This is a genomic window from Psychrobacter sp. 28M-43 (assembly GCF_014770435.1).
Classification (GTDB): Bacteria; Pseudomonadota; Gammaproteobacteria; order Pseudomonadales; family Moraxellaceae; genus Psychrobacter.
In genome coordinates this window covers 1,838,000-1,860,033 of record NZ_CP061739.1, presented here as the reverse complement: position 1 = coordinate 1,860,033, position 22,034 = coordinate 1,838,000, and the positions used below count along the sequence as shown (strand labels likewise).

Below are 22,034 nucleotides of genomic sequence, written 5' to 3'. Positions count from 1 at the left end.
AGCAGAAGGGCCCTGTCAATGGATGACAGAGCCCTTCTTAATATAGTCAATCCTCTATAAATTGGGTCCGGTGTCAGCCTCGATCAGTCTACTATTTGTAGTACTTTCACTCGGCTTCCTCATATCCAAATTATATTAAACCGATATAGTGCATTCATACTGGGTATGATATATGACTATTTTTCGTTTTCTAGGTCTTGCGCTTCAGTGACGGTCAATGCAGTCATATTGACGATACCACGTGCTGTCGCTGATGGCGTCAATATGTGGACTGGCTTATTGGTGCCTAATAGGATAGGGCCAATAGAAGCACTGCCAGTCGCTGTTTTAAGCAAGTTGAAAGCGATGTTTGAGGCATCAAGGGTTGGCAAGATAAGCAGGTTCGCTGCACCTTTTAACGGGCTTGATGGCATATCGTTTAGACGAATATTTTCGTTAAGCGCGGCATCACCTTGCATTTCGCCTTCAAACTCAAAGTCGACATTCATATTGGTCAATAGCTCATGAACCTTACGCATTTTGACAGCGCTGGCACGATCTGAAGCACCAAAGTTAGAATGAGACACTAGCGCGACGCGTGGCGTAATACCAAAGCGACGTAGCTGATCCGTTGCCAAGACAGTCATTTCAGCCAATTGCTCAGCTGTTGGATCTTCATGAACATAGGTATCGGCGATAAAGATATTACGATCTTGCATGAGTACTGCATTCATCGCATAGAAGTCGTTCATACCTTGTTTTTTGCCAATGACGCTTTCAACGTACTTTAGATGCAATTGGTAATGGCCAAATGTGCCACATACCATGCCATCTGCTGCACCATTTTCGACCAGCAAAGAACCAATCAAAGTCGTCTTACGGCGAACATCACGACGAGCAAGCTCAATGCTTACACCGCGGCGTTTGTTCTTCTCATAGTAGCCCTGCCAGTAGTCTTTGTAGCGAGGATCGTCATCAACGTTAACGATGGTAATATTCTCACCAGCTTTTAGACGTAGGCCCAGTTTTTTGATGTTGGCTTCGATAACTGAAGGACGACCAACCAAGATAGGTTGCGCTAATTTCTCATCAACGACCACTTGTACAGCAAGCAAGATGTTGTTGTCTTCACCTTCACAGTACACGATACGTTTTGGATCGGCTTTAGCACGAGCAAAGATTGGCTTCATGACAAACGCTGAGTTATAAACAAACTCAGACAGACGCTGACGATAGGCTTGCATGTCATCGATCGGTAGCGTGGCAACGCCTGAATCCATCGCTGCTTTAGCAACAGCAGATGCGATCTCAATGATTAGATTTGGCTCTAGAGGGCCTGGGATTAAGTAATCACGGCCAAAACTTTGCATCTTTTCAATGTTTCTAGCGCTGGTAGTTGGAGTGGCTTCAACGTGTGCCATCGCAGCGATTGCTTTTACGCAAGCAACTTTCATCTCTTCGTTAACAGTGGTCGCACCAACATCTAATGCACCGCGGAAGATATATGGGAAGCATAGCGCGTTGTTTACTTGGTTTGGATAGTCTGAACGACCAGTTGCCATGATGACGTCTGGACGTACCGCATGTGCCAATTCTGGCATGATTTCAGGTGTTGGGTTGGCAAGTGCAAAGACGATAGGGTCTTTTGCCATACGGCGAACCATATCTTCTGATAGTGTGCCTGGCATTGATAAGCCTAGGAACATATCGACATCGTCCATGACTTCTTCGATAGAAGTAGCCGTGATATCACGAGCATAACGCTGTTTGGTTTCATCAAGGTTTTCACGGCTAGTACTGATGATACCGCGTGAGTCTGAAACAATGATGTTATTCTTATTAACGCCAAGTGCGCAAATGATATCTAGGCAAGAAATGGCTGCTGCGCCTGCACCTGAACAAACAATTTTAATCTCTTCGATTTTTTTGCCAGTAATCAACAAAGCATTTAGCATGGCTGCGGCAACGATGATTGACGTACCATGTTGGTCATCATGGAACACAGGAATGTTCATGCGCTCACGTAGTACGCGCTCAATTTTGAAACATTCTGGTGCTTTGATGTCTTCTAAGTTGATACCACCAAAGGTAGGCTCAAGTGAGGCAACCGCTTCGATGAACTTATCTGGATCATTTTGAGCAATTTCAATATCAAAAACGTCGATACCTGCGAACTTCTTAAATAGAACGCCTTTACCTTCCATAACTGGCTTCGATGCCAATGGACCAATATTACCCAGACCCAATACAGCAGTACCGTTAGTGATAACACCAACTAGGTTATTACGTGCCGTGTATTTAGACGCAAGTTTTGGATCTCTTTGGATCTCAAGACAAGGTACAGCAACACCTGGAGAGTAGGCGAGTGCTAAATCACGTTGGTTGGCTAGCTGCTTAGTAGGGGTTACCGAAATTTTACCTGGGCGTGGAAACTCATGGTAATGTAAGGCAGCTTGTTCAAACTGCTCTTTTTCTGTACTGAGGTTATCCGTATTCGAAGTGGTATCGTCATTCATAATAATTGCCATGGTTGGAATAAATTGGAATAAATTAAATGGTGATAAAAAACAACGTCTAACCCTCCAAAGATCATTGAATGATAATCATTGAAAGGTATAAAAACGTTAAACGACTCACGACCATCAGAATCATGGTCGACGATCAAAGATCAGGTCAAAAAAGCAAACTAGCTGAAATATTCATTCTAGCATTATTGCCAATTCACTGCCTAGTCAACAACAATGAATTATGCGAATAATATAATAAAATGATATTCGTTATTTATCTCATTGATAATGCCAAAAAATGCGTCTAGATATCAACCTTAATTTCATAATGTTTCAAAATATTACAGAATTAAAAGGTGCTAAGACAAGCAACTACTAGGACAAGCAACTACTAAGAAGAGCAGCTAATAGGCATCTGCGGTGTATCCGGCGCAGGCGCACTGCTATCTAGATCATTAGCTATATCTTGCACGCTATAAGGATTGGCTAATAAGCGAAACACTCGATCAACTTCTTCAAACTGGCCTTGCTCTGCGGCAGTAATCGCACGCTGCGCCATGCTATTACGAAGGACATAGACAGGATTGTTGGTTGTCATGTCATCAACTACCTGCTCAAGTGGCAGCTGCTCGATCTGTGCCAGATAACGTGCTGACCAGTCTTGCCATACTTGCTGCGCATCACTGCTTAATTCGGTGGTCATGGTAGCCAGTAGCTTTTGCTCATAAGGATGATCTTTTGGTGCGACCAAACCGAGTAGGGCGCGGAAGCTATTGGTATAGTCGAGCAAGTTGTCTTCTAATAGCGTCAACCATTCAAAGGCCAAGCTGAGGCTTTCTCTTTGATGCGGTAGGCCAAGCTTACGGCACAGACCTTGCTGATAGTGCTGCATAAAGGTTGCTTCGTAAGGCGTTAAACACTCAGAGAGGGTCTCACGAGTGACGCCTTCTAGGCGCATAAAGTGTGGCAGCCAAACGTTTAGGTTCCAATGCCCGATAGCAGGCTGATTCTGATAAGCATAGCGACCCGTGTGATCAGAGTGATTATTAATCCATGCAGGATTGAAGCGCTCCATAAAGCCAAACGGCCCGAAGTCCAAAGTACTGCCTGTTATAGATAAGTTATCTGTATTCATGACACCGTGAGCAAAGCCAATCAATTGCCAATCAGCAATCATACGCGCCGTACGCTCGACCACTGCGGTCAAGAAAGCCAAGACAGGCGTTTCGCTATCGCGGCATTCTGGATAATAAGTGTCAATCATATAGTCGGTGAACTCACCCAGTACATCAGGGGCGAAGCTAGCAATCCATTCGACATGACCTAAACGAATATGACTGTCCGCCACACGCATCAACGCCGCCCCAGCTTCGATACGCTCACGGCGCACTCTCGTATCAGATACTACAAACCCCAATGCGTTAGATGAGGGGATGCCAAGCTGGGTCAATGCATGACCGCACAGGTATTCGCGAATAGTACTACGTAAGACTGCTCGTCCATCACCCATGCGTGAGTAGGGCGTCAAGCCAGCACCTTTAAGATGCAAGTCTTGTGGCTGTCCATCATTATCGAGTACCTGCGCCATGAGCAAACCGCGTCCGTCGCCCAATTGCCCAGCCCATTGTCCAAACTGGTGACCAGCATATGCCATCGATAGTGGTTTGAAATCAGCTGGCACGTATTGACCGCCCAATATCTCAACCCAATTAGTTATCAATTCCTCATCGTTTGCCCAGCCTAACTGCTGAGCAACTTGAGTGTTGAAGTGACCGACACGAGGATTGTCTAGTGGCGTCGGTGGCTGCTCATGATAAAGGCGCGTGTCTAGGTTGACGTAAGTGTTTTGATAACGCATACAGGCCGTTTCCATTAAAATATAAAAGTGAGAATGTCACTATAGCATAGCTCTCATATGGCATCGTTGCACTCTGTCCGTCTCTTGTAATATCTGACCAAAAAATAAATTCCTCGGTCTTTAATTAACTGAATGTGATGAATGTGATTGTTATTGTTTTTAGATTAGAGGTCGCAACGGTTTAGCCGATGTATTTGACCATCTATTATGATAATAAGGTCATTAGAAGTAGCTAAAATGACATAAGCGATAAATTATAAGCAAAAAAATCCCCCTATCTAGGACGGATAGGGGGATGGAGAAGCTTCAAAATTATAAAACTAATCAGAGATTAATTAAGCAGCTTTTTCGTTCGCGCCAATAGAGCGGAAAGCGGTTTTTAGATTGCTATTATGCTCAAGGATTTTTTGTTCAATTTTGGCATAATCGTGCTTTAACTTATCATCAACTTCATGCAAACGATCAGCAAACTCTGTTTTCTTAAGCTCGATAGTTTTTGCTTTTAGCGCTTGCCATTCTTCAACAGTCTGCGTAAAGGCATCATATTCAAACTTAATACGGTCTTGGAAACTCTTCATCGCATGAGGAAGATCAATGCCGCTCACTGCTGCTGTATCGATTTGCTGCTGAGCTTTCTTAAACTGCATTTGTACTTCTGCATGTTTGATAGTCGTATCATCAACAGTACGCAGCTCAGAGGTTAAACCAAGTTTTGATAAACCAGCAATTAACCATTTGGTTGGATCATATTGCCACCATTTCACGCCATTACGATAGTCGTATTGGAAGAAGTGATGGTAGTTATGATAACCCTCACCCCACGTAAAGATAGCCAAGAAGAAGTTATCACGAGCACTGTTGGTATCTGTATAAGGACGTGTACCAAACATATGGCAGAACGAGTTGATAAAGAACGTAAAGTGATGCGTCAATACCAAACGTAATAGGCCTGCGATAACCAACGTACCCCAAACATCACCAAGCAACCAACCGATAGCGGCAACCATACCGACGTTCATGGCAACCACCCATAGACCGTAATATTTATGCTGAATCTGTAAGACTCTATCTTTAGTCAAATCAGGAATGTTTTTGTAGTCGAACTTGCCGCTAGGGTAGTTACGTAGCATCCAGCCAATATGACTGAACCAAAATCCACGCTGTGCTGAATACGGATCATCCAAGCGATCATCTACATGACGATGGTGAGTACGGTGACCAGAAACCCAATCAAACGCAGAACCCTGTACCGCTAGGGTAGAACCAAGCAATAAAAAGTTTCTGACAATTGGATGCGCTTTATAAGCACGATGCGCCATTAGACGATGGTAACCTGCCGTAATACTGATACCAGTCCATACCATAAAGGCACCAAATACACCCCAAACAGGTGCGCTCACTTGATGAGTGAACAAGTACCATGGCGTAATGATAGCAGCAGCAATCGGCGTCGCCACCAAAATAGTCGCCGGAATCCAGTTGATCGGTGCTTTGGTAAATTCAAACTCGCGCATATCAATGCTTTGCTCTTGCGCAGAAAGATCCGCTTGCTCAGAAGCTTTAGCATAATTGCGTTTTGCAACAGGCTGCTCATCAAGCGCCATTTGCGCTTTTTTCTCATCAAAACGAGTTTTAAAACGCGTTACTTGAGTGCTGGCGGTCTTTACAAGCGTGTCACCAGATTTGATAGCGAAACGTAAGCCTTTAAGCGGTAAGCCAAGTGCTTTTTTTGCAATCATATAATATCCCTAACGGTATTAATTTAAGCCACCATAGTACCTTAAAAAGCGTGTAAAGTGAACACTTATACACTATAAAAATATTGCTAAATAACAATAACTTGTATGGATTATAGAATGTATTGGTCAAAAATACGAATGACTTATCAGACATGAAGGAGAAGTGTAACAAGGAGGGTAGATATGTAGGAAAGAATACGTTTATTGAAAAAATGATTAAATATCAAAAAAGTACGGATAACTTGGTTAAGGTAACAGCAAATGACTTGGAAAATCCGTAATGATGACATCGGTCTGCCATTTGATGAGCTGCTCAATGGTGGGAATATCATTAACCGTCCAAGCACTTACTGGTAATCCATAACGGTGGCTATGCTTGATGACAGCTTGGGTCAAAAGCGGATAATGAATGCCCAGTTGAATACAGCCGAGTTGCAATGCGGTATTGGTCGCGCTTGCCAACGCTTCTGGCGTACGAATAAGCAAGCCGCGAGGCATATGAGATAATAGTCTGTGACGTTGCAAACGGTTGTGTAACTCGACATCGAAGCTCGTCAATACAACTGGTAAGTTGGCAAGGGATGTATTAATAAATGCCTGCCGAAGCGCTGCAATCAATACTGTATAGTTGGTACGGCTATGCGTCTTAATCTCAAGTTCAACAACGTTAAACCCACTGAGCGCAGGCGCTATGCTTGCCAATGTCATAATAGGTTGGCCAAACTGCAACTGGCATTGAATCTCTGTGAGCTTTAACTGATCAATGCGTGATTGTCGCCCGCACATACGCTCTAGATCGTCATCATGGAATACGATTAAGTGACCGTCAGCGTTTAGTTGTATATCAAACTCTACGCCTGCTAAGCCTCTTGACTTGAGGTTTTGAGAGTATTGAAAGCCTGAAAAGGTATTTTCTAACGCTTCACCGCGTGCGCCTCGATGACCTAATAATAACGTATCTCTAAAATTTATCATATGCACCAATTATCGATGATTTTTATGCCCAATCATATAGCGTCATATCAATGACGTCTAACAAAAACTGCGATGCAATCCGTACTTTTTTAAATATGACTTTTTAAAGTCCAAATCTGCGAATGTTTGTTATGTTTTTGCAACCAAACGCAGGTTTTTTCCACAATGAGGGGCACTATTTGTATATCCATGGGCTACACTAATGACCATTTGATTTAAACACCGTATAATGATGTGGTTTTCATATCTGTAGCAGCTAGCGTTGCGATTTGAATGTTGAACACTGTCAGTCAGTGGCGGTACGAACCTGTAAATTGGGAGTAGAGTTAGTATGAGCGTAGCAAATATAAGTTTGAGCAAGTGGCATAAAGTTGCTGGGATTGGATTGGTATGTGGTTTGGCGCTTGCAGGCTGTGATCGCTCAGATAAAGAAGACACTACTGAGCAGGCAGAGCTAACAGAACAAGAGACGGTCGATGTTGAAAATAGTGTTGCGCCTGCGATCAGTTGTGATGATCCTATGGTGCAAGATCGCCTTAAGTCAGCTCTAAAGAATACGCTCAATCAACAAGCACAGTCATTGGCTGCCAATTATGCAAATGATGCTGAAATCAGTTTAGCAAATGGTGTGGTTAGCGAAAAAACCAATGGTGTTGTCATTGACGTCCAAAACGCTGCGATCTTGCAACAAGCCAATGAGAACGGCATGACCACCTGCCAAGCAAGTGTCAGCATGACGCTACCAAGTGAAGACTTGTATCAAGCCAGTCAGGTACAAGCGGCCAATAATCAGCCAAGTCTACAATCGCGTTTAGCGCAAGACAATATCCGTATCAATAACAATATGCTCGTTGATGACGCTTTCACTTACATCGTCGGTACTCAAGGCGGTCAAGTGCGTACGCGTATTGCAGGTCAGCCTGCTTTGATTACTGTTGTTGCAGATGTAATGGCAGGTTCTGTATTTAAAACTGCAATGGATGAGCAACGCGCCCAACGTGCTGCTGAGCGCCGCGCAACGCAGAACAACGATACGACTCAAACAGCGCCAATCCGTCAGCCAAGAACCGTAACGCCAGTTGAGCCAATTCGTCCAACTGAACCTACGCCGCCGCCAACCATCAATAAGCCTGCTGAAAGTCAGAGCAGTTCGACTGCAAACACTCAAGCAGCAGCTGCCGAGCCTAGCAAGCCCGCCACGCCAAAAGCCGTACCTAAAGATGAAACCATCGATATGATCATCATTGAAGATAACAGCGCGACTTATTAATTGGTCATTGTAATAAGAGATAGTGATTTCCAGTAGAGCGAATTGTTATCGCTGAATAATAAAAACCCCGTAACAATCATGTGGCGGGGTTTTTTGCGTTTAAGTATTTATTATCAAATACTTAGTTTGTATTATTGACTGTCAGTGAACGTCTTCAATGCTTGACTGTCCCACAACACCTCAGAGACTTTTTCTGGGTCTGTACAAAAGCGTGCAGCGACAAATAACCAATCAGATAAGCGATTGATAAAGCTGACGGCAGTACGACGAATCGCTTGTGGACGCTGCTGCTGCAATATTACAGCTTGACGTTCAGCACGGCGACATACACTACGCGCCACGTGTAATTGACTCACCAATATAGAACCCGTCGGCAAAATAAAATCTTTCAGCGGCGGCAATGTTGCATTCATCATATCTATTTGTTGCTCTAACCATTCAATATGAGTGGCATTAACCCCTTTATATTCTGGCATGGCAAGCTCGCCGCCTATATTGAATAACAAGTGCTGAATGATGACCAAGGCTTCAGAGAACTCTTTCTCTATAGATTGCCCTTTATTGTGCTTTAGTTGCGCACGTACCAAGCCAATATGCGAGTTGAGCTCGTCGATGTCACCCATGACGCTAAATAGATCGTCCGCTTTACTAAGGCGGCTGCCATCAGCCATACCAGTGCTGCCGTCATCTCCAGTACGTGTGTATATTTTGCTTAAGCGATTGCCCATCTTTACATCCTTAACGGTTTTTATGATTGAATAGCGTTAGTTGCACGCTCATTGTAGTATTTTACGCCTGTTTTCGCTAAGATAATGGGTTACGTTTTATATCACGACGTTTTTGGTCTGAATTTTTTATTTTCTGGATTTATAGTTACAGTCGTTGGTATGGCTTATTCATACACGGCGGCTGAGATTTCCCATTTCTCTATTTTATTTACGTTACAAGGCTTTTTTACTATGACCACACCACTTGCAGATGCGATGTCCCAACTTGCCATTTACGATTCATTGACTGGCAGCAAACGTCAGTTTGTACCACTCAAAGCAGGGCAGGTTGGTATGTATGTGTGCGGCATGACTGTTTATGACTATTGTCATATTGGTCATGCGCGAGTGATGGTCGGTTTTGATATGGCCATTCGTTGGTTGGCACATTTGGGTTACGACGTGAATTATGTACGCAATATCACTGATATCGATGATAAAATCATTGCTCGTGCTGCTGAAAACGGTGAAGAGATTGGTACATTGACGCAGCATTTCATTGAAGCGATGCATGAAGACGCGACAGCCCTTGGTTGTGAGATGCCAAATGCTGAGCCACGTGCGACCGATCATATCGATGATATGCAGAATATGATTGAGACGTTAGTCACTGGTAACTACGCGTATGCAGGCGACAACGGTGATGTCTACTATGCTGTTGATAGCTTTGACGGTTATGGCAAATTATCTAAGCGCAATCTGGACGATATGCAGGCAGGTTCGCGAGTCGAAGTTGAGAATGATAAACGCAATCCATTTGACTTTGTACTATGGAAATCTGCAAAGCCTGAAGAGCCGCAGTGGGCATCGCCATGGGGTCAAGGGCGTCCAGGTTGGCATATTGAATGCTCAGCGATGTCGACTAAGTGCTTAGGTAGCACCTTTGATATTCACGGCGGTGGTCATGACTTACAGTTCCCGCATCATGAAAACGAAATCGCGCAGTCTGAGGCAGCGACTGGTTGTGAGTATGCACGTAACTGGATGCATGTTGGTTTTATCAATGTCGATGGCGAAAAAATGTCTAAATCATTGGGCAACTTTTTTACCATTCGCGATGTCATGGCAAAGTACTTGCCCGAAACGGTGCGTTTTTTCTTATTATCGAGCCATTATCGTAGCCAAGTTAACTTCTCTGATAGTGCCTTAGATGAAGCGCATAATAGCCTAAGCAGACTATACAATGCACTAAAATTGGCTGAGCAACAAAAAGGACAGTCAATCGTAATCAATGAAGACTTAGTGGCCGAAGCTTACAATAGCGCGGTTGGACAAGACTTCATAAAGGCGATGAATGACGACTTCAATAGCTCGACGGCCATTAGCGTCTTATTTGGATTGGCTCGCGATATCAATAAAGCCATTAAAGCGGAAGACGTCGATACCGCATGGCAATTAGCCCAGCAACTAAAAGCATTGGCTCAGGTATTAAATATTTTACAGCAGCCAGTGCAGCAGTTTTTGCAAGCAGTGGTCGGTGATCAGGCAGAAGATAGTCTAACGGATGCGGTTATTGATGGTTTAATTATCGAACGTGCAGAGTCTAAAGCCAACAAAAACTTTGCTCGTGCTGACGAGATACGTGAGCAACTAAAAGAGGCTGGTATTGAGCTCGAAGATAGCCGTGCTGGCACGACATGGCGCCGCGCTTAAAACAACTCTTGCCGTTTATAGGGTAAATAGCTACAAATCTCGTAATAAATTAAGTCAGCTTTAGGCTGGCTTTTTTTTGCTTACTGAATTAGGTTAAAGCAGCAGCGATATATTTTTTATACTTTCCTTTTGTAGACTGATGGCTTTGAAAACATGAATACTCTTAAAGACAATCCTATGGACCATCATTGTGCCGTTTTGCGCTCAGATGATAATCATCAAGCAGATGTAGAGAAACATCGTTTTAAAAGCCATGTGCTGCAAGTATTGTTGGGCTTTTTTATCATTGCTATAAGTGTCATCTATACACCTGTTTACGCAGCAAATAGTGAAAATGCACAGAGTGCGAGCGAGCCGGAAAAACAAACGCCTAGTAAACCTGATAGTTTTTCTGAATATGCGGCTCAGCAAGTCAATGCGCTTAAAGATGAGAGTGTCAGTATTTCTGGTATCACTGAAGAGATCTTCGATCCTACTGAGCGTAACGCAGTGGAGCAGGCAGGCAGGTTACAAGGGGATACGGCACTGACCGGAGAATACAGTGAGAGCTACTATATACTCGATAAACTAAATGCTGGGTTGCCGCCGTTATCTGAGCCACCTAATTTAGAAACACCGCTTGCAGCCTTAGAGTTTTTTCAATCAGCATTAATGAAGCAGCAGTATGATTTGGCCGCTTACGCGCTAAACATGAATTTGATTGATGAGAAAAGTCAACGTAGCCGTGCGCTTGATCTCACAAAGCGACTGGATTTCTTATTATCTGAAAAAGAGCTCTATGTATTTGACGATATGCCGGATCGCCCCGATGGCTTAATTGAACCACCACTTGGTAATAATAGCAGTGTCATGGGTATTGCCAGACGTTCTATTCAGCTTGGCTATGTTGATTATCGCGAGCGCCGTGTTCCTATCTATTTGCAGCGAGTTCGAGTAGGGGATGAAGCCCCTGTTTGGGTATTTTCGGCGCAGACAGTAGGCAATATTGATAATCTCTATGAGCAGTATCACCCAGCTGAGTTCGAGCGTTATTTGCCCACTTGGTTAAAGTTAAAGTTTTTTGGAATTGCGCTATGGGAATTCTCAGCGCTGATATTATTCTTTTTATTAACCATGGGTATGGGTTGGCTACTGAGTAAAGGTACTGCAAAAATCATCAATCATTATATCGATGAAGAAAAATACAGCATGTATGTTGGCAGTACCAACGGCGTCGCAGATTTGGTTAGCAAGCTGACAGTACCATTAACCTTTACCATCAGTTTTTCACTGGTTTTTACCTTGGTTTCAGGTGGTTTTCCTTATTTAGATGCAGTCGCTTCATCTACTCGTCCACTCATTTGGATTGGTCTGGTATTTAGTACCATGTGGTTGGGTATTCGTATCATTAACTTTTTTGCCAATCGCTATCAAGACATGCAGATTGAAAATTTGGCTGCAGAGCATTTTGATAAAGAACGTCGCCGCCGTACTTATGTATCGATATTTCGCCGTGTGTTTATTTTCGCGATGATTTTGGGAAGTTTCTGGATAGGTCTTAGTGAATTTGCCAATATGGAAGGCCTTGGTAAGACTTTATTGACCTCAGCGGGTATTGCAGGTGTGGTTATCGGTATTGCGGCCCAGCCAATATTGGGAAATATCATCGCTGGTGTACAGGTAGCAGTGACGCAGCCAGTACGGATTGGCGATAGTGTGATCATGGATGGCAATTTTAGTACAGTCGAAGACCTGCGTTACACGTATGCCGTGTTAAAAACATGGGATGAGCGTCGCTTGATCGTGCCGATGCGTGAGCTAATCACTGAACGGGTAGAAAACTGGTCACATACAGAGGTTCATCAGACCTGTCCTGTGTTTTTATATATCGATTATGGCGCAGATATCGACGCTATCCGAGAGGCGTTTATATCGATGGTCAAGGACAATAAGCTTTGGGATAATAAAACGGAACCCGAAATGTATGTGGTTGATGTGACCGAAAATACCATTCAGCTGCGCGGCGCTGTTTCATCGGTAGGGCCTATAGAAGCATGGACGCTGGCCTGTGAAATACGGGAGCAAATGCTTGGTTATTTGCATGCGCAGCAAAACAAATATCTACCTACAGAGCGTTTTACGTTAACAAAAGGCGAATAGGATTCAGGAGTAATAATGGGCTTTGTGAGTTCAATTAGCTTTAAAAGCAAGTTATTAATGGTTTGAAGCATGATTGTCATCGATAAAGATGCACTTGTGTAAAATAATCTGACAAATATAGTGTGTCAGCGAGGCGCTTATTTGTTATAATGTGGCGTTATTTTTATAGGATAACTGAGTGGTTGGCGATGAGTCGGCACTGTGCTTGCAGCTGCAATGATTGATACGCTTAACCCTGAGCTCCTACCCATCAAAATAACCACTACTAGGGGTCTGTATGTTGCGAATTGTCGATGAAGCCTTAACCTTTGATGACGTTTTATTATTACCAGCCTATTCTGAAGTTCTGCCAAAAACTGCTGATCTGTCTACTCGTTTGACCAAAAACATCACACTTAATCTTCCGCTAATCTCTGCGGCGATGGATACTGTGACTGAGTCTGAAATGGCCATCACTATGGCACAGCTTGGTGGCATGGGTATTTTGCATAAGAGCATGGACATCGAAAAGCAGGCCACCCAAGTACGCCGTGTCAAAAAATTTGAAGCGGGTACCGTCGTTGATCCTATCACTGTACATCCAGAGATGACGATCGGTGAATTGCTGCGTTTGACTCAAGATAACAATATCTCAGGTGTGCCTGTGGTCGAGAAAGGCACGGATAACGTTGTGGGTATTGTGACTCATAGAGATTGGCGTTTTGAGACCAATTTATCGTTGCCAGTTAGCCAGATCATGACGCCTAAAGAGCAGCTAGTAACTGTACATGAAGGTGAAAGCAACGAAAATATCAAAAGATTGTTGCATGAGCACCGCATCGAAAAAGTCATCGTTATTGACGATAACTTCCGCTTGCGTGGTTTGATTACTGTTAATGACTTTGCCAAAGCTGAAAACAATCCAAATGCGTGTAAAGACGAACAAGGTCGCCTACGTGTTGGCGCAGCTGTTGGTACAGGCGCAGACACGCAAGCACGCGTTGAAGCATTAATCGCTGCTGACGTTGACGTTATCGTCGTTGATACTGCGCACGGTCACTCAAAAGGCGTGATCGATAAAGTATCTTGGATCAAGAAAAACTACCCGCATGTACAAGTAATCGGTGGCAACATCGCAACAGGTGAAGCTGCAATCGCTTTACGTGACGCAGGTGCTGATGCAGTAAAAGTAGGTATCGGCCCTGGTTCTATCTGTACCACACGTATTATTGCAGGTATCGGTGTACCACAAATTTCAGCCATTGATAACGTTGCTAGCGCCCTAAAAGACAGCATTCCATTGATTGCTGACGGTGGTATTCGCTACTCAGGTGACATGGCAAAAGCAATCGCTGCTGGTGCATCATGCATCATGGTTGGTTCACTCATGGCTGGTACCGAAGAAGCACCAGGTGAAGTTGAGCTGTTCCAAGGTCGCTACTATAAAGCTTATCGCGGTATGGGTAGTTTGGGTGCGATGTCAGGATCAAATGGTTCTTCAGATCGCTACTTCCAAGATGCAAAAGACGGCGTAGAGAAGCTAGTACCAGAAGGTATCGAAGGCCGTGTTCCTTATAAAGGACCAGTTGCGGGTATCGTTAACCAGTTGGTTGGTGGCTTACGTTCATCAATGGGTTATACTGGTTCTGCCACTATCGAAGATATGCGCACCAATCCGCAGTTTATCAAAGTAACCTCAGCGGGTATGAAAGAGTCGCATGTGCATGATGTGCAAATCACTAAAGAAGCACCGAACTACCGAGTAAACTAGATCGTTCCGTAAAATGCTTCTCTTTTATAGTTTTAAATCGTATTAATGTTAGCTGAGACGTAAGGCTGCAGCGAGCTTAAGATACAAACAGCCAACAATGCTCTGTTATTGTTGGCTGTTTTTTTTGTAAAATACAGAAACAGATTATTACAACAATAGTATTGCCTGCGTATACGTTTGGCCTTTTATTTTTTTGACTTGAGGAACACATAATGAGCTATTTTGGCACTGATGGAATTCGCGGAAAATTTGGTGAATTACCAATTACACCGGACTTTATCTTAAAATTAGGCTATGTCACTGGGCTTGTACTCATAGAAAAAAATGAAAATCCTACGCGTAAGCCAAGTGTGGTGATTGGTAAAGATACGCGTCTGTCAGGCTATGTGATAGAGGGAGCATTACAAGCAGGTTTTAATGCGGCTGGTGTTGATGTTTATATGCTTGGTCCATTGCCGACTCCAGCGATTGCGCATTTAACCCGTAGTTTTAATGCAGATGCTGGTGTGGTTATTTCAGCCTCGCACAACCCTTACTACGATAATGGCATCAAGTTTTTCTCAGGTGACGGCAAAAAACTTACTGATGAGATGCAAACTGCAATCAATGATAAATTGACGGCAATTATGAACGACGTTAGTAGTGACGTTGCTATGATGCCTATTCTTGATCCTGCAAATTTAGGTAAGAACAATCGTATTGATGATGCTAAAGGTCGCTATATTGAATTTTGCAAAGGCAGCTTCCCTTATCAATACGACCTTAGTCATCTGACGGTAGTAGTTGATTGTGCCAATGGTGCAGGCTATAGCGTAGCACCTAGAGTAATGCGCGAGTTGGGGGCCAACGTGATTGCCATCAATAATACGCCAGACGGTATCAATATCAATGCTGAATGTGGTTCTACCCATCCTGAGAGCTTACAAAAGGCTGTGCTTGAGCATGACGCAGATGTCGGTATTGCACTAGATGGTGATGGCGATCGTATCGTAATGGTTGATGAGACGGGTAAGCTAGTCGACGGCGATGGTATCTTATATGTACTTGCTACCCAAGGTAAAACTAAAGCTGAAGGTGTTGTTGGCACGCTCATGAGCAATATGGGGTTAGAGTTGGCACTAAAAGATGCAGACATCCACTTTACCCGTGCAAAAGTGGGTGATCGCTATGTGATGCAGGATTTAGAAGCCAATGGCTGGATATTGGGCGGTGAGCCATCTGGTCATATTCTCTGCTTAGATAAAAGTCGCACAGGGGACGCTATCATTGCTGGCTTGCAAGTACTGGCAGTGATGCAAGCCAGAGAGCGTGCGTTAAGTGAGCTTGTTGAAGGTTTTGAAGTGTTACCGCAAAAGCTAGTCAATGTACGTTTGTCTCAAATGCAAGACCCATTCAAACATGAGGAGTTGGTTGCTGCTTTCGACAAAGCACAGGCAACGCTAGAGGGTCGTGGTCGTCTGTTGATACGTCAGTCAGGCACAGAGCCTATGATTCGTGTGATGGTTGAGTCAGATGATGAGATAGAATGCGATGTAATGGCTAATGACTTAGCTGATCTTATAAAATCGGTACTAGGCTAATAGTATTTGAGGCAATAAGTGGTATTCAAAATAGCAACTGGTATTCAAGATAATAACTGGTATTTAAGACAACAATATTATAGTTTTCAAATAAGGAACTGCCATGAGCATGGACTTTACCGACCAACGCCTCTCATACGAGAAAGGTGAGCTTGACCAACAGTCAGTACCAACGTCACCATTCGAGCTTTTTAAAGCTTGGATGAATGAAGCGCTAGCGCAAAAGGTGCAAGAGCCTTATGCAATGAGTTTGGCGACATGTGGCGCAGACAATAAACCTAGTGTCCGTATTGTGTTATTACGCGAGATTACTGAGACAGGTATCGTTTTTTATACCAATTATGAAAGCGCAAAAGGGCAGGATATTGCAGAGAACCCTAACGCTGAAGCATTATTCTTCTGGCATGAGCTAGAGCGTCAAGTCCGTATCAGCGGTAGTATCGCTAAAATTGCTGCTGATAAATCGGCTGCTTACTTCCAAAAGCGTCCCCATGATAGTCAAGTAGGCGCTTGGGTCAGTCAACCGCAAAGTGGTGAAGTGGCCAATCGTGAAATCATGGAGCAAACGTTTGAACAGCTTCAAGCAGCACACCCTGACAATACTACTGTACCAACGCCAGAGTTTTGGGGTGGGTATGAAATTACGGTTGAAAGTATTGAATTTTGGCAAGGTCGCGCCAATCGAATGCATGACCGAATTGTGTATACGCAGAGTAGTGGCGACAACAGTGAAGTCATTGAAGGCAAGACAGGCTGGATAACCAAGCGTTTATTACCATAGTTGTTATAGCCTCAAGCTATAGATTATAGAAAACTAAAAACGCCACTCTAAATCCAGTTTTTCTGGTTTCTAGAGTGGCGTTTTTACGTTAGCTATTGACCTTAGTTGGCATTATTTTTTATTTAACTTTTTATTCAACCTCTCATTTAATATTGGTATCGACATCTACTGAGACTGACATGCCAGGACGTAAGCGTGCCAGTTCAGGCTGGTTTTGGTCTAGGTCGATGCGTACAGGAATACGCTGAGCAATTTTTATGTAGTTGCCCGTCGCAGGGTTGGCAGCAGCAGCACTAAACTCGCTACCAGTCGCTGGCGAGATATTACTCACGTGCCCCGTAAATTTGGCACCGCCAAGCGCATCGACGTGAATGGTCGCAGGCTCGCCGATTGCCATATTGGCTATTTGAGTTTCCTTAAAGTTTGCAATGATCCAAATGCCTTTTGGCACGATATACATAAGCTGCGTACCAGCGCTGACGTATTGACCTTCTTTGACACTGACTTGGCTTAGCTGGCCAGATTCAGGCGCAGTGATGATAGTATTATCTAGATTGATTTGCGCTTGCTTGACGCCTGCTTCAGCATTTTTGATATTTGCGTCCAGCGATGAGCGACTGCCGCTAGTCTTTTCACGGTTTTCTTGAGCGGCTTGTAAATTGGCTTCTGCTTGCTGTACGCCTGCTTGTGCTTGAGCCAATTGCGCCTTGATGTGAGCAACTTCTGCTTTTGATACCGCACCAATAGCATCTAAACCTTGATAACGGTTGACATCTTCACGCGCACTTTCTACATTGATTTTGGCACTATACAAATCAGCTCTACGTGCTTCGATTTGTGCTTGGCTGGTTTGCGTATCTTGTTCATTAGTAGAGCGGTTAGTGACTGCCACCTCTGTATTTGCTTGTGCTTGTTCGAGCTGCTGCTGAAAGGTTCGATCGTCAATCTTTATGAGTAAGTCGCCCGCTTTTACGTTGGCGAAGTCTTGCACTGCTACCTTAGTTACATAGCCAGAAACTTGCGGACTAATAATAGTCGTCTGACCTTTGACAAAAGCATTATTGGTTTGCTGTACCGTTGGGGTGAACGGTGGGAGCTTCCATGCATACAAAATCAATGCCACGCCAATGACAATCAATAAAATTAATAAACCTAAGTTTAGATAGGATTTTTTCTTGGGCGACCAACCAGTAGTATCGGGTATTGGCTCTTTTGGCGGCATTGGTGTTTCATTGTTGTCTGAACTGTTTTCTACATCACCTTCTGCTGTCTTAGTTACTGATGACGAAGAAGTTGCAGCAGACTCTTCTTTGCTTATATCGGACGCTAGAGGTGTGTCTGTTGCTGGAGCGCCAGTGGCCGTCTGAGGTGTTTGATTAAGCTCATTTGGTTTTTCTTGGCTCATGACGTGCTCCTAAATTTTCAATAAATATTAAAATAGACTGGCTATAAATGAATAGGGTGAAACATGATTAATATAATAAGCTGAGTTATTTTGACTCACGCATTTTTGCAATAACGGCAAGTTCTTTAGCAAGTGGATTACGCTTGTGGTAACGGTTATAAAAATAGTTAATCAATAAAATGGCTGTAACGAAAGTAGCAAAACTGGCCATCAAAAAGAACAGATCGCTGTAAGCAGAGACAGTTGCTTGGCGTTGAATCCCTTGCAACACTTGGCTCATTGCAGCCACATTCGCTTGCGCTGCGTCCGTGGTTTGGTTTGACAATACACTACGAGTACCAGCAATTTGAGCGCTGAACGTAGGATCACCCAAATTCAGTGAGCTGACCATATCTGTATAATGCACTTGCGTACGAATGGTCGTAAATGCCTGAATAGCCGCTGCACCTGCCAATCCGCCAACCGTTTGGGAAATACCAAAGATAACCGAAAAACTAATGATATAAGCAGGGCCACTGGCAATAGCTCGCAGAAATCCTTCGAAAACCAAAGGTCCCATAAAATATACCGCGGCAAATGCAATCAAAAACTGGCTAATATAAAACATATAAGGTGCGGAGTTGATAGAGACCCCAACGTCCATCCAAGAACCTAAGGCAATCAATGCCACTGCAAAAATAACGGGACGGCGCAAGTCCATCGGATTGGTACTAAAAATACTAATCACCAAAGCCAACACACTGGCAGCCATTATGACAGCATAAAAAGTAACCAGCTGATCGTTGCCATAGCCCAAATTAGCGAGCAGTCCTGCAGCACCGACATTTTGCTCAGATAGCAAAATTCGCATGACCGCGCCGGTAACCATAAAGGCAATAATATTGCGGCTACGCATCCAACGGACTTGTAGCATCGGGTTTTTGCGATGCGTTTCAATCCATAGAGCGACGCCAATTCCAACGATAGCAATCATCAGTGGATAGACAAGCCAAGGCGTCGTCCACCATAAAATCCTACCTTGCACTAAAATAACAGCCAGTGCCGCCAAACCGCTCGCAAAAAAAGCAAAGCTTAAAAAATCGAGTTTCTCAAATACTTTTTCTGTATTGCCTGGTGGTAGCTCCAATATATTAATCAGTCCAAAACAAATCAGTGCCAAACCAAATTGAAATAAAAATAAATTCTCAAGCTGACCGTCGATAGCGAGATAGGGCGAGATGATTCGTGATAATGGAATACCAAACTGTACCAAGCCAAAACCCAATATTAAGCCACTAGTACGCTTGACGGTCGGCATACCTTGCAAGCAATAGAATAACCCTAGGATGGTCATGCCACTTGCCACCATACCGCTAAGTCCTCTGGCGACAATCTCTAGGTAATAAGGCTCAATTCCTATATTAGGTGTATCTAACAAATGGCTACTGATTAGCCACTGTAAACTCGTGGCAGCTAACAAAAAGAACAGAGTGATTTTACTAAACAATGACATACCAAACTGCTGGCGGATCTTGTACAGCAGAACGGTGATACAGGCGTTGGTCATATTATAGCTAACAGATATCCAACCACCTTCGGCTGGCGTTAAGCCCAGTTGACCTTGAATTTGAGTAAGATTTGCGACGAGCAGACCATTTTGGAAGCTAGCAGTAAGACCAACGAAAATTCCAATCAGTAAGTAAAATAATTTACGGCGTGCAGGATGATCAGGATTGGCAGGAGAGCCTACCATTATCGGTTGTTCGTGGGGCTTAAACTGATATTCGTTACTCATGGACGTACCATAATCTGTATAAGGAAATAGAATGGCATAGAACAGATTCCAGACGCAAAATCAGGTCAGTACGATGAATGTTCATAGCTTAAAACGCAGTGGAGTTACTGATATAAATGCTGGTCAAACTGGAAAGATAACCTAAGAAATGCATGACATATTTTACCATAACTTCTAAAGCGCTTTTGTCATTAGCGCGTAACTCATTGGCGCTGCTGAATAAAGATATAGCAGTGTTTCATGCAATGCGACGAACATTAAAACAAACGATGCAACAAGCAAAAAATACTATACGCATAAAAAACAGCTCTATACAGAGCTGTCTTTGTGTATCGAAAAATTGGTCAGTTAATACATAATATTGTGGCTAATACCAAGGTATCAATTAATACCAAACACTAAATCGATTCATCATATTTTGCTTCTAGCTGCATCGCACGCTGATAACTATCAAGACTGGCCAGCTTTTCAGCATACTGTTTGATATGCGGATAGGCATCAAGTTTCTGACGCTTAGCAAGAATGATCAAATCGAATGACAGCATAAAGTCGGCACCGCTTAGTTTATCACCTACAATAAACGACTTACCTTCAACTGAGGCATCCAGATACTTAAACAGTCTGGTTTTTTCTGTCTCGATGTAGCCGTTTAAAAACTCATTGTCATTGATGCCTGCTTTGTTAGTAAATAATTCAAGCATTAATGGCAACATGAGCGAGCTTTCTGCAAAATCAATCCACTGTAGATAGTAGCCATAGTCTGAGCTTCCTGTAGCAGGGCGCAGACGCTCTGGCGCAAACCGCTCAATCAATAACTCAGTGATAGCACCTGACTCAGCATAAATTTGTCCATCCATTTCGATAACCGGAGACTTACCGAGTGGATGTACAGCCTTTAGAGAATCTGGTGCTAAATGAGTTTTGGCATCGCGCTGATGACTGACTACTTCATAAGGAACGCCTAGCTCTTCTAAGAGCCATAGCGTACGTAATGAACGTGATTGATTGAGATGATGTAAGCGAATCATGGTATCGACCTTATTGCGTAGTGAATTTGACTAACCTTTCAGCTTCGCCATTAGACGATTAGCAGCTTCTTCCGATGATGCAGGGTTTTGACCTGTGATTAGTAGACCATCTTCAACGACAAATGATTCCCAATCAGCCGCTTTTTCGTAGTTACCGCCATTGGCTTTCAATGCGTCTTCTACTAGGAACGGTACTACGTCTGTTAGGCCAACTGCGTCTTCTTCAGAGTTAGTAAAACCAGTCACTGTTTTGCCTTTCACCAAATACTCGCCATCGACTTTAACGTTTTTAAGTGCTGCAGGAGAATGACAAACAAAAGCAACAGGCTTGTCTTGCTTAACAAAAGTCTCGATCAGATTGATAGAGTTTTTATCTACTGCCAAATCCCACAACGGGCCATGACCACCAGGATAGAATACTGAATCAAAGTCTTCAGCGTTCATGTCAGCAAGTTTTTTGGTATTAGCCAGATGCTCTTGAGCGTCTTTATCGTCTTTAAAACGAGTGGTATCTTTGGTTTGCGTGTCTTCTGTGTCACTACTAGGATCTAGTGGTGGCTGACCACCTGCTGGAGAAGCTAGAGTTACATTTACGCCAGCGTCAAGAAATGCGTAGTAAGGAGCAGCAAATTCTTCTAGCCAAAAGCCAGTTTTCTTACCAGTATCGCCTAAACGGTCATGAGAAGTTAGTACCATTAAAATGTTCATAATTATCCTTGTTTATTATTTATGTGTTAGTAACTGTTGTGTTAGTAACTATATAGCCAACAGTCATAAGTTTTCCGTTACATCATTAGCCGTTTTTACTTAATTAGCCTAAATGCAAATA

General features: G+C 43.4%; 15 protein-coding genes. 6 read left to right on the top strand and 9 right to left on the bottom strand.

Going from position 1 to position 22,034, the window contains the following annotated elements; all coding sequences use genetic code 11:
• Positions 1-176 precede the first annotated feature (176 nt).
• The 4 genes from IEE84_RS07735 to IEE84_RS07720 form a co-directional block, all read right to left on the bottom strand.
• The gene (locus tag IEE84_RS07735; protein WP_160021186.1) at positions 177-2,495 is read right to left on the bottom strand and encodes an NADP-dependent malic enzyme; all 2,319 of its coding nucleotides are present in this window, start codon (positions 2,493-2,495) and stop codon (positions 177-179) included.
• 382 nt (positions 2,496-2,877) lie between these two features.
• Positions 2,878-4,344 carry a protein adenylyltransferase SelO gene (locus tag IEE84_RS07730; protein WP_191113740.1) on the bottom strand — a complete coding sequence of 489 codons (1,467 nt, stop codon included), beginning with the start codon at positions 4,342-4,344 and terminating at the stop codon, positions 2,878-2,880.
• A gap of 335 nt (positions 4,345-4,679) precedes the next feature.
• A complete protein-coding gene (locus IEE84_RS07725) occupies positions 4,680-5,858 on the bottom strand; it encodes an acyl-CoA desaturase (RefSeq protein WP_191115423.1) in 1,179 nt (392 codons plus the stop codon).
• 471 nt (positions 5,859-6,329) lie between these two features.
• Positions 6,330-7,058, bottom strand: coding sequence for a glycerophosphodiester phosphodiesterase (locus IEE84_RS07720; protein ID WP_191113739.1), 729 nt, complete (start codon positions 7,056-7,058; stop codon positions 6,330-6,332).
• 331 nt (positions 7,059-7,389) lie between these two features.
• Here IEE84_RS07720 and IEE84_RS07715 point away from each other — a divergent pair, with 331 nt between their 5' ends.
• Positions 7,390-8,328, top strand: a complete 939-nt coding sequence (locus tag IEE84_RS07715) for a hypothetical protein (protein ID WP_191113738.1) — start codon at positions 7,390-7,392, stop codon at positions 8,326-8,328.
• Between the two features lie 131 nt (positions 8,329-8,459).
• On the opposite strand, the gene IEE84_RS07710 is transcribed toward IEE84_RS07715, so the two are convergent.
• On the bottom strand, positions 8,460-9,056 hold the full coding sequence (locus tag IEE84_RS07710) for a cob(I)yrinic acid a,c-diamide adenosyltransferase (protein ID WP_191113737.1): 597 nt from the start codon (positions 9,054-9,056) through the stop codon (positions 8,460-8,462).
• 231 nt (positions 9,057-9,287) lie between these two features.
• Here IEE84_RS07710 and cysS point away from each other — a divergent pair, with 231 nt between their 5' ends.
• From cysS to pdxH, 5 genes are all read left to right on the top strand, one after another.
• On the top strand, positions 9,288-10,748 hold the full coding sequence (cysS, locus tag IEE84_RS07705) for a cysteine--tRNA ligase (RefSeq protein WP_191113736.1): 1,461 nt from the start codon (positions 9,288-9,290) through the stop codon (positions 10,746-10,748).
• A gap of 153 nt (positions 10,749-10,901) precedes the next feature.
• On the top strand, positions 10,902-12,887 hold the full coding sequence (locus IEE84_RS07700) for a mechanosensitive ion channel family protein (RefSeq protein WP_224737686.1): 1,986 nt from the start codon (positions 10,902-10,904) through the stop codon (positions 12,885-12,887).
• 277 nt (positions 12,888-13,164) lie between these two features.
• On the top strand, positions 13,165-14,637 hold the full coding sequence (gene guaB, locus IEE84_RS07695; RefSeq protein ID WP_057760534.1) for an IMP dehydrogenase: 1,473 nt from the start codon (positions 13,165-13,167) through the stop codon (positions 14,635-14,637).
• Positions 14,638-14,849: 212 nt separating this feature from the next.
• A complete protein-coding gene (gene glmM / locus IEE84_RS07690) occupies positions 14,850-16,217 on the top strand; it encodes a phosphoglucosamine mutase (RefSeq protein WP_191113735.1) in 1,368 nt (455 codons plus the stop codon).
• Between the two features lie 109 nt (positions 16,218-16,326).
• Entirely contained in the window at positions 16,327-16,998 is a 672-nt protein-coding gene (pdxH, locus tag IEE84_RS07685; RefSeq protein ID WP_191115421.1) for a pyridoxamine 5'-phosphate oxidase, read from the top strand.
• Positions 16,999-17,140: 142 nt separating this feature from the next.
• Here pdxH and IEE84_RS07680 read toward each other — a convergent pair whose 3' ends face one another.
• The 4 genes from IEE84_RS07680 to IEE84_RS07665 form a co-directional block, all read right to left on the bottom strand.
• Positions 17,141-18,403 carry an HlyD family secretion protein gene (locus IEE84_RS07680; protein ID WP_191113734.1) on the bottom strand — a complete coding sequence of 421 codons (1,263 nt, stop codon included), beginning with the start codon at positions 18,401-18,403 and terminating at the stop codon, positions 17,141-17,143.
• Between the two features lie 85 nt (positions 18,404-18,488).
• Positions 18,489-20,177 (bottom strand): MFS transporter, encoded by a 1,689-nt coding sequence (locus IEE84_RS07675; RefSeq protein WP_191113733.1) that lies wholly within the window; start codon positions 20,175-20,177, stop codon positions 18,489-18,491.
• A gap of 398 nt (positions 20,178-20,575) precedes the next feature.
• Positions 20,576-21,205, bottom strand: coding sequence for a glutathione S-transferase family protein (locus tag IEE84_RS07670; RefSeq protein ID WP_191113732.1), 630 nt, complete (start codon positions 21,203-21,205; stop codon positions 20,576-20,578).
• 30 nt (positions 21,206-21,235) lie between these two features.
• On the bottom strand, positions 21,236-21,913 hold the full coding sequence (locus IEE84_RS07665; protein WP_191113731.1) for a type 1 glutamine amidotransferase domain-containing protein: 678 nt from the start codon (positions 21,911-21,913) through the stop codon (positions 21,236-21,238).
• Positions 21,914-22,034 lie beyond the last annotated feature (121 nt).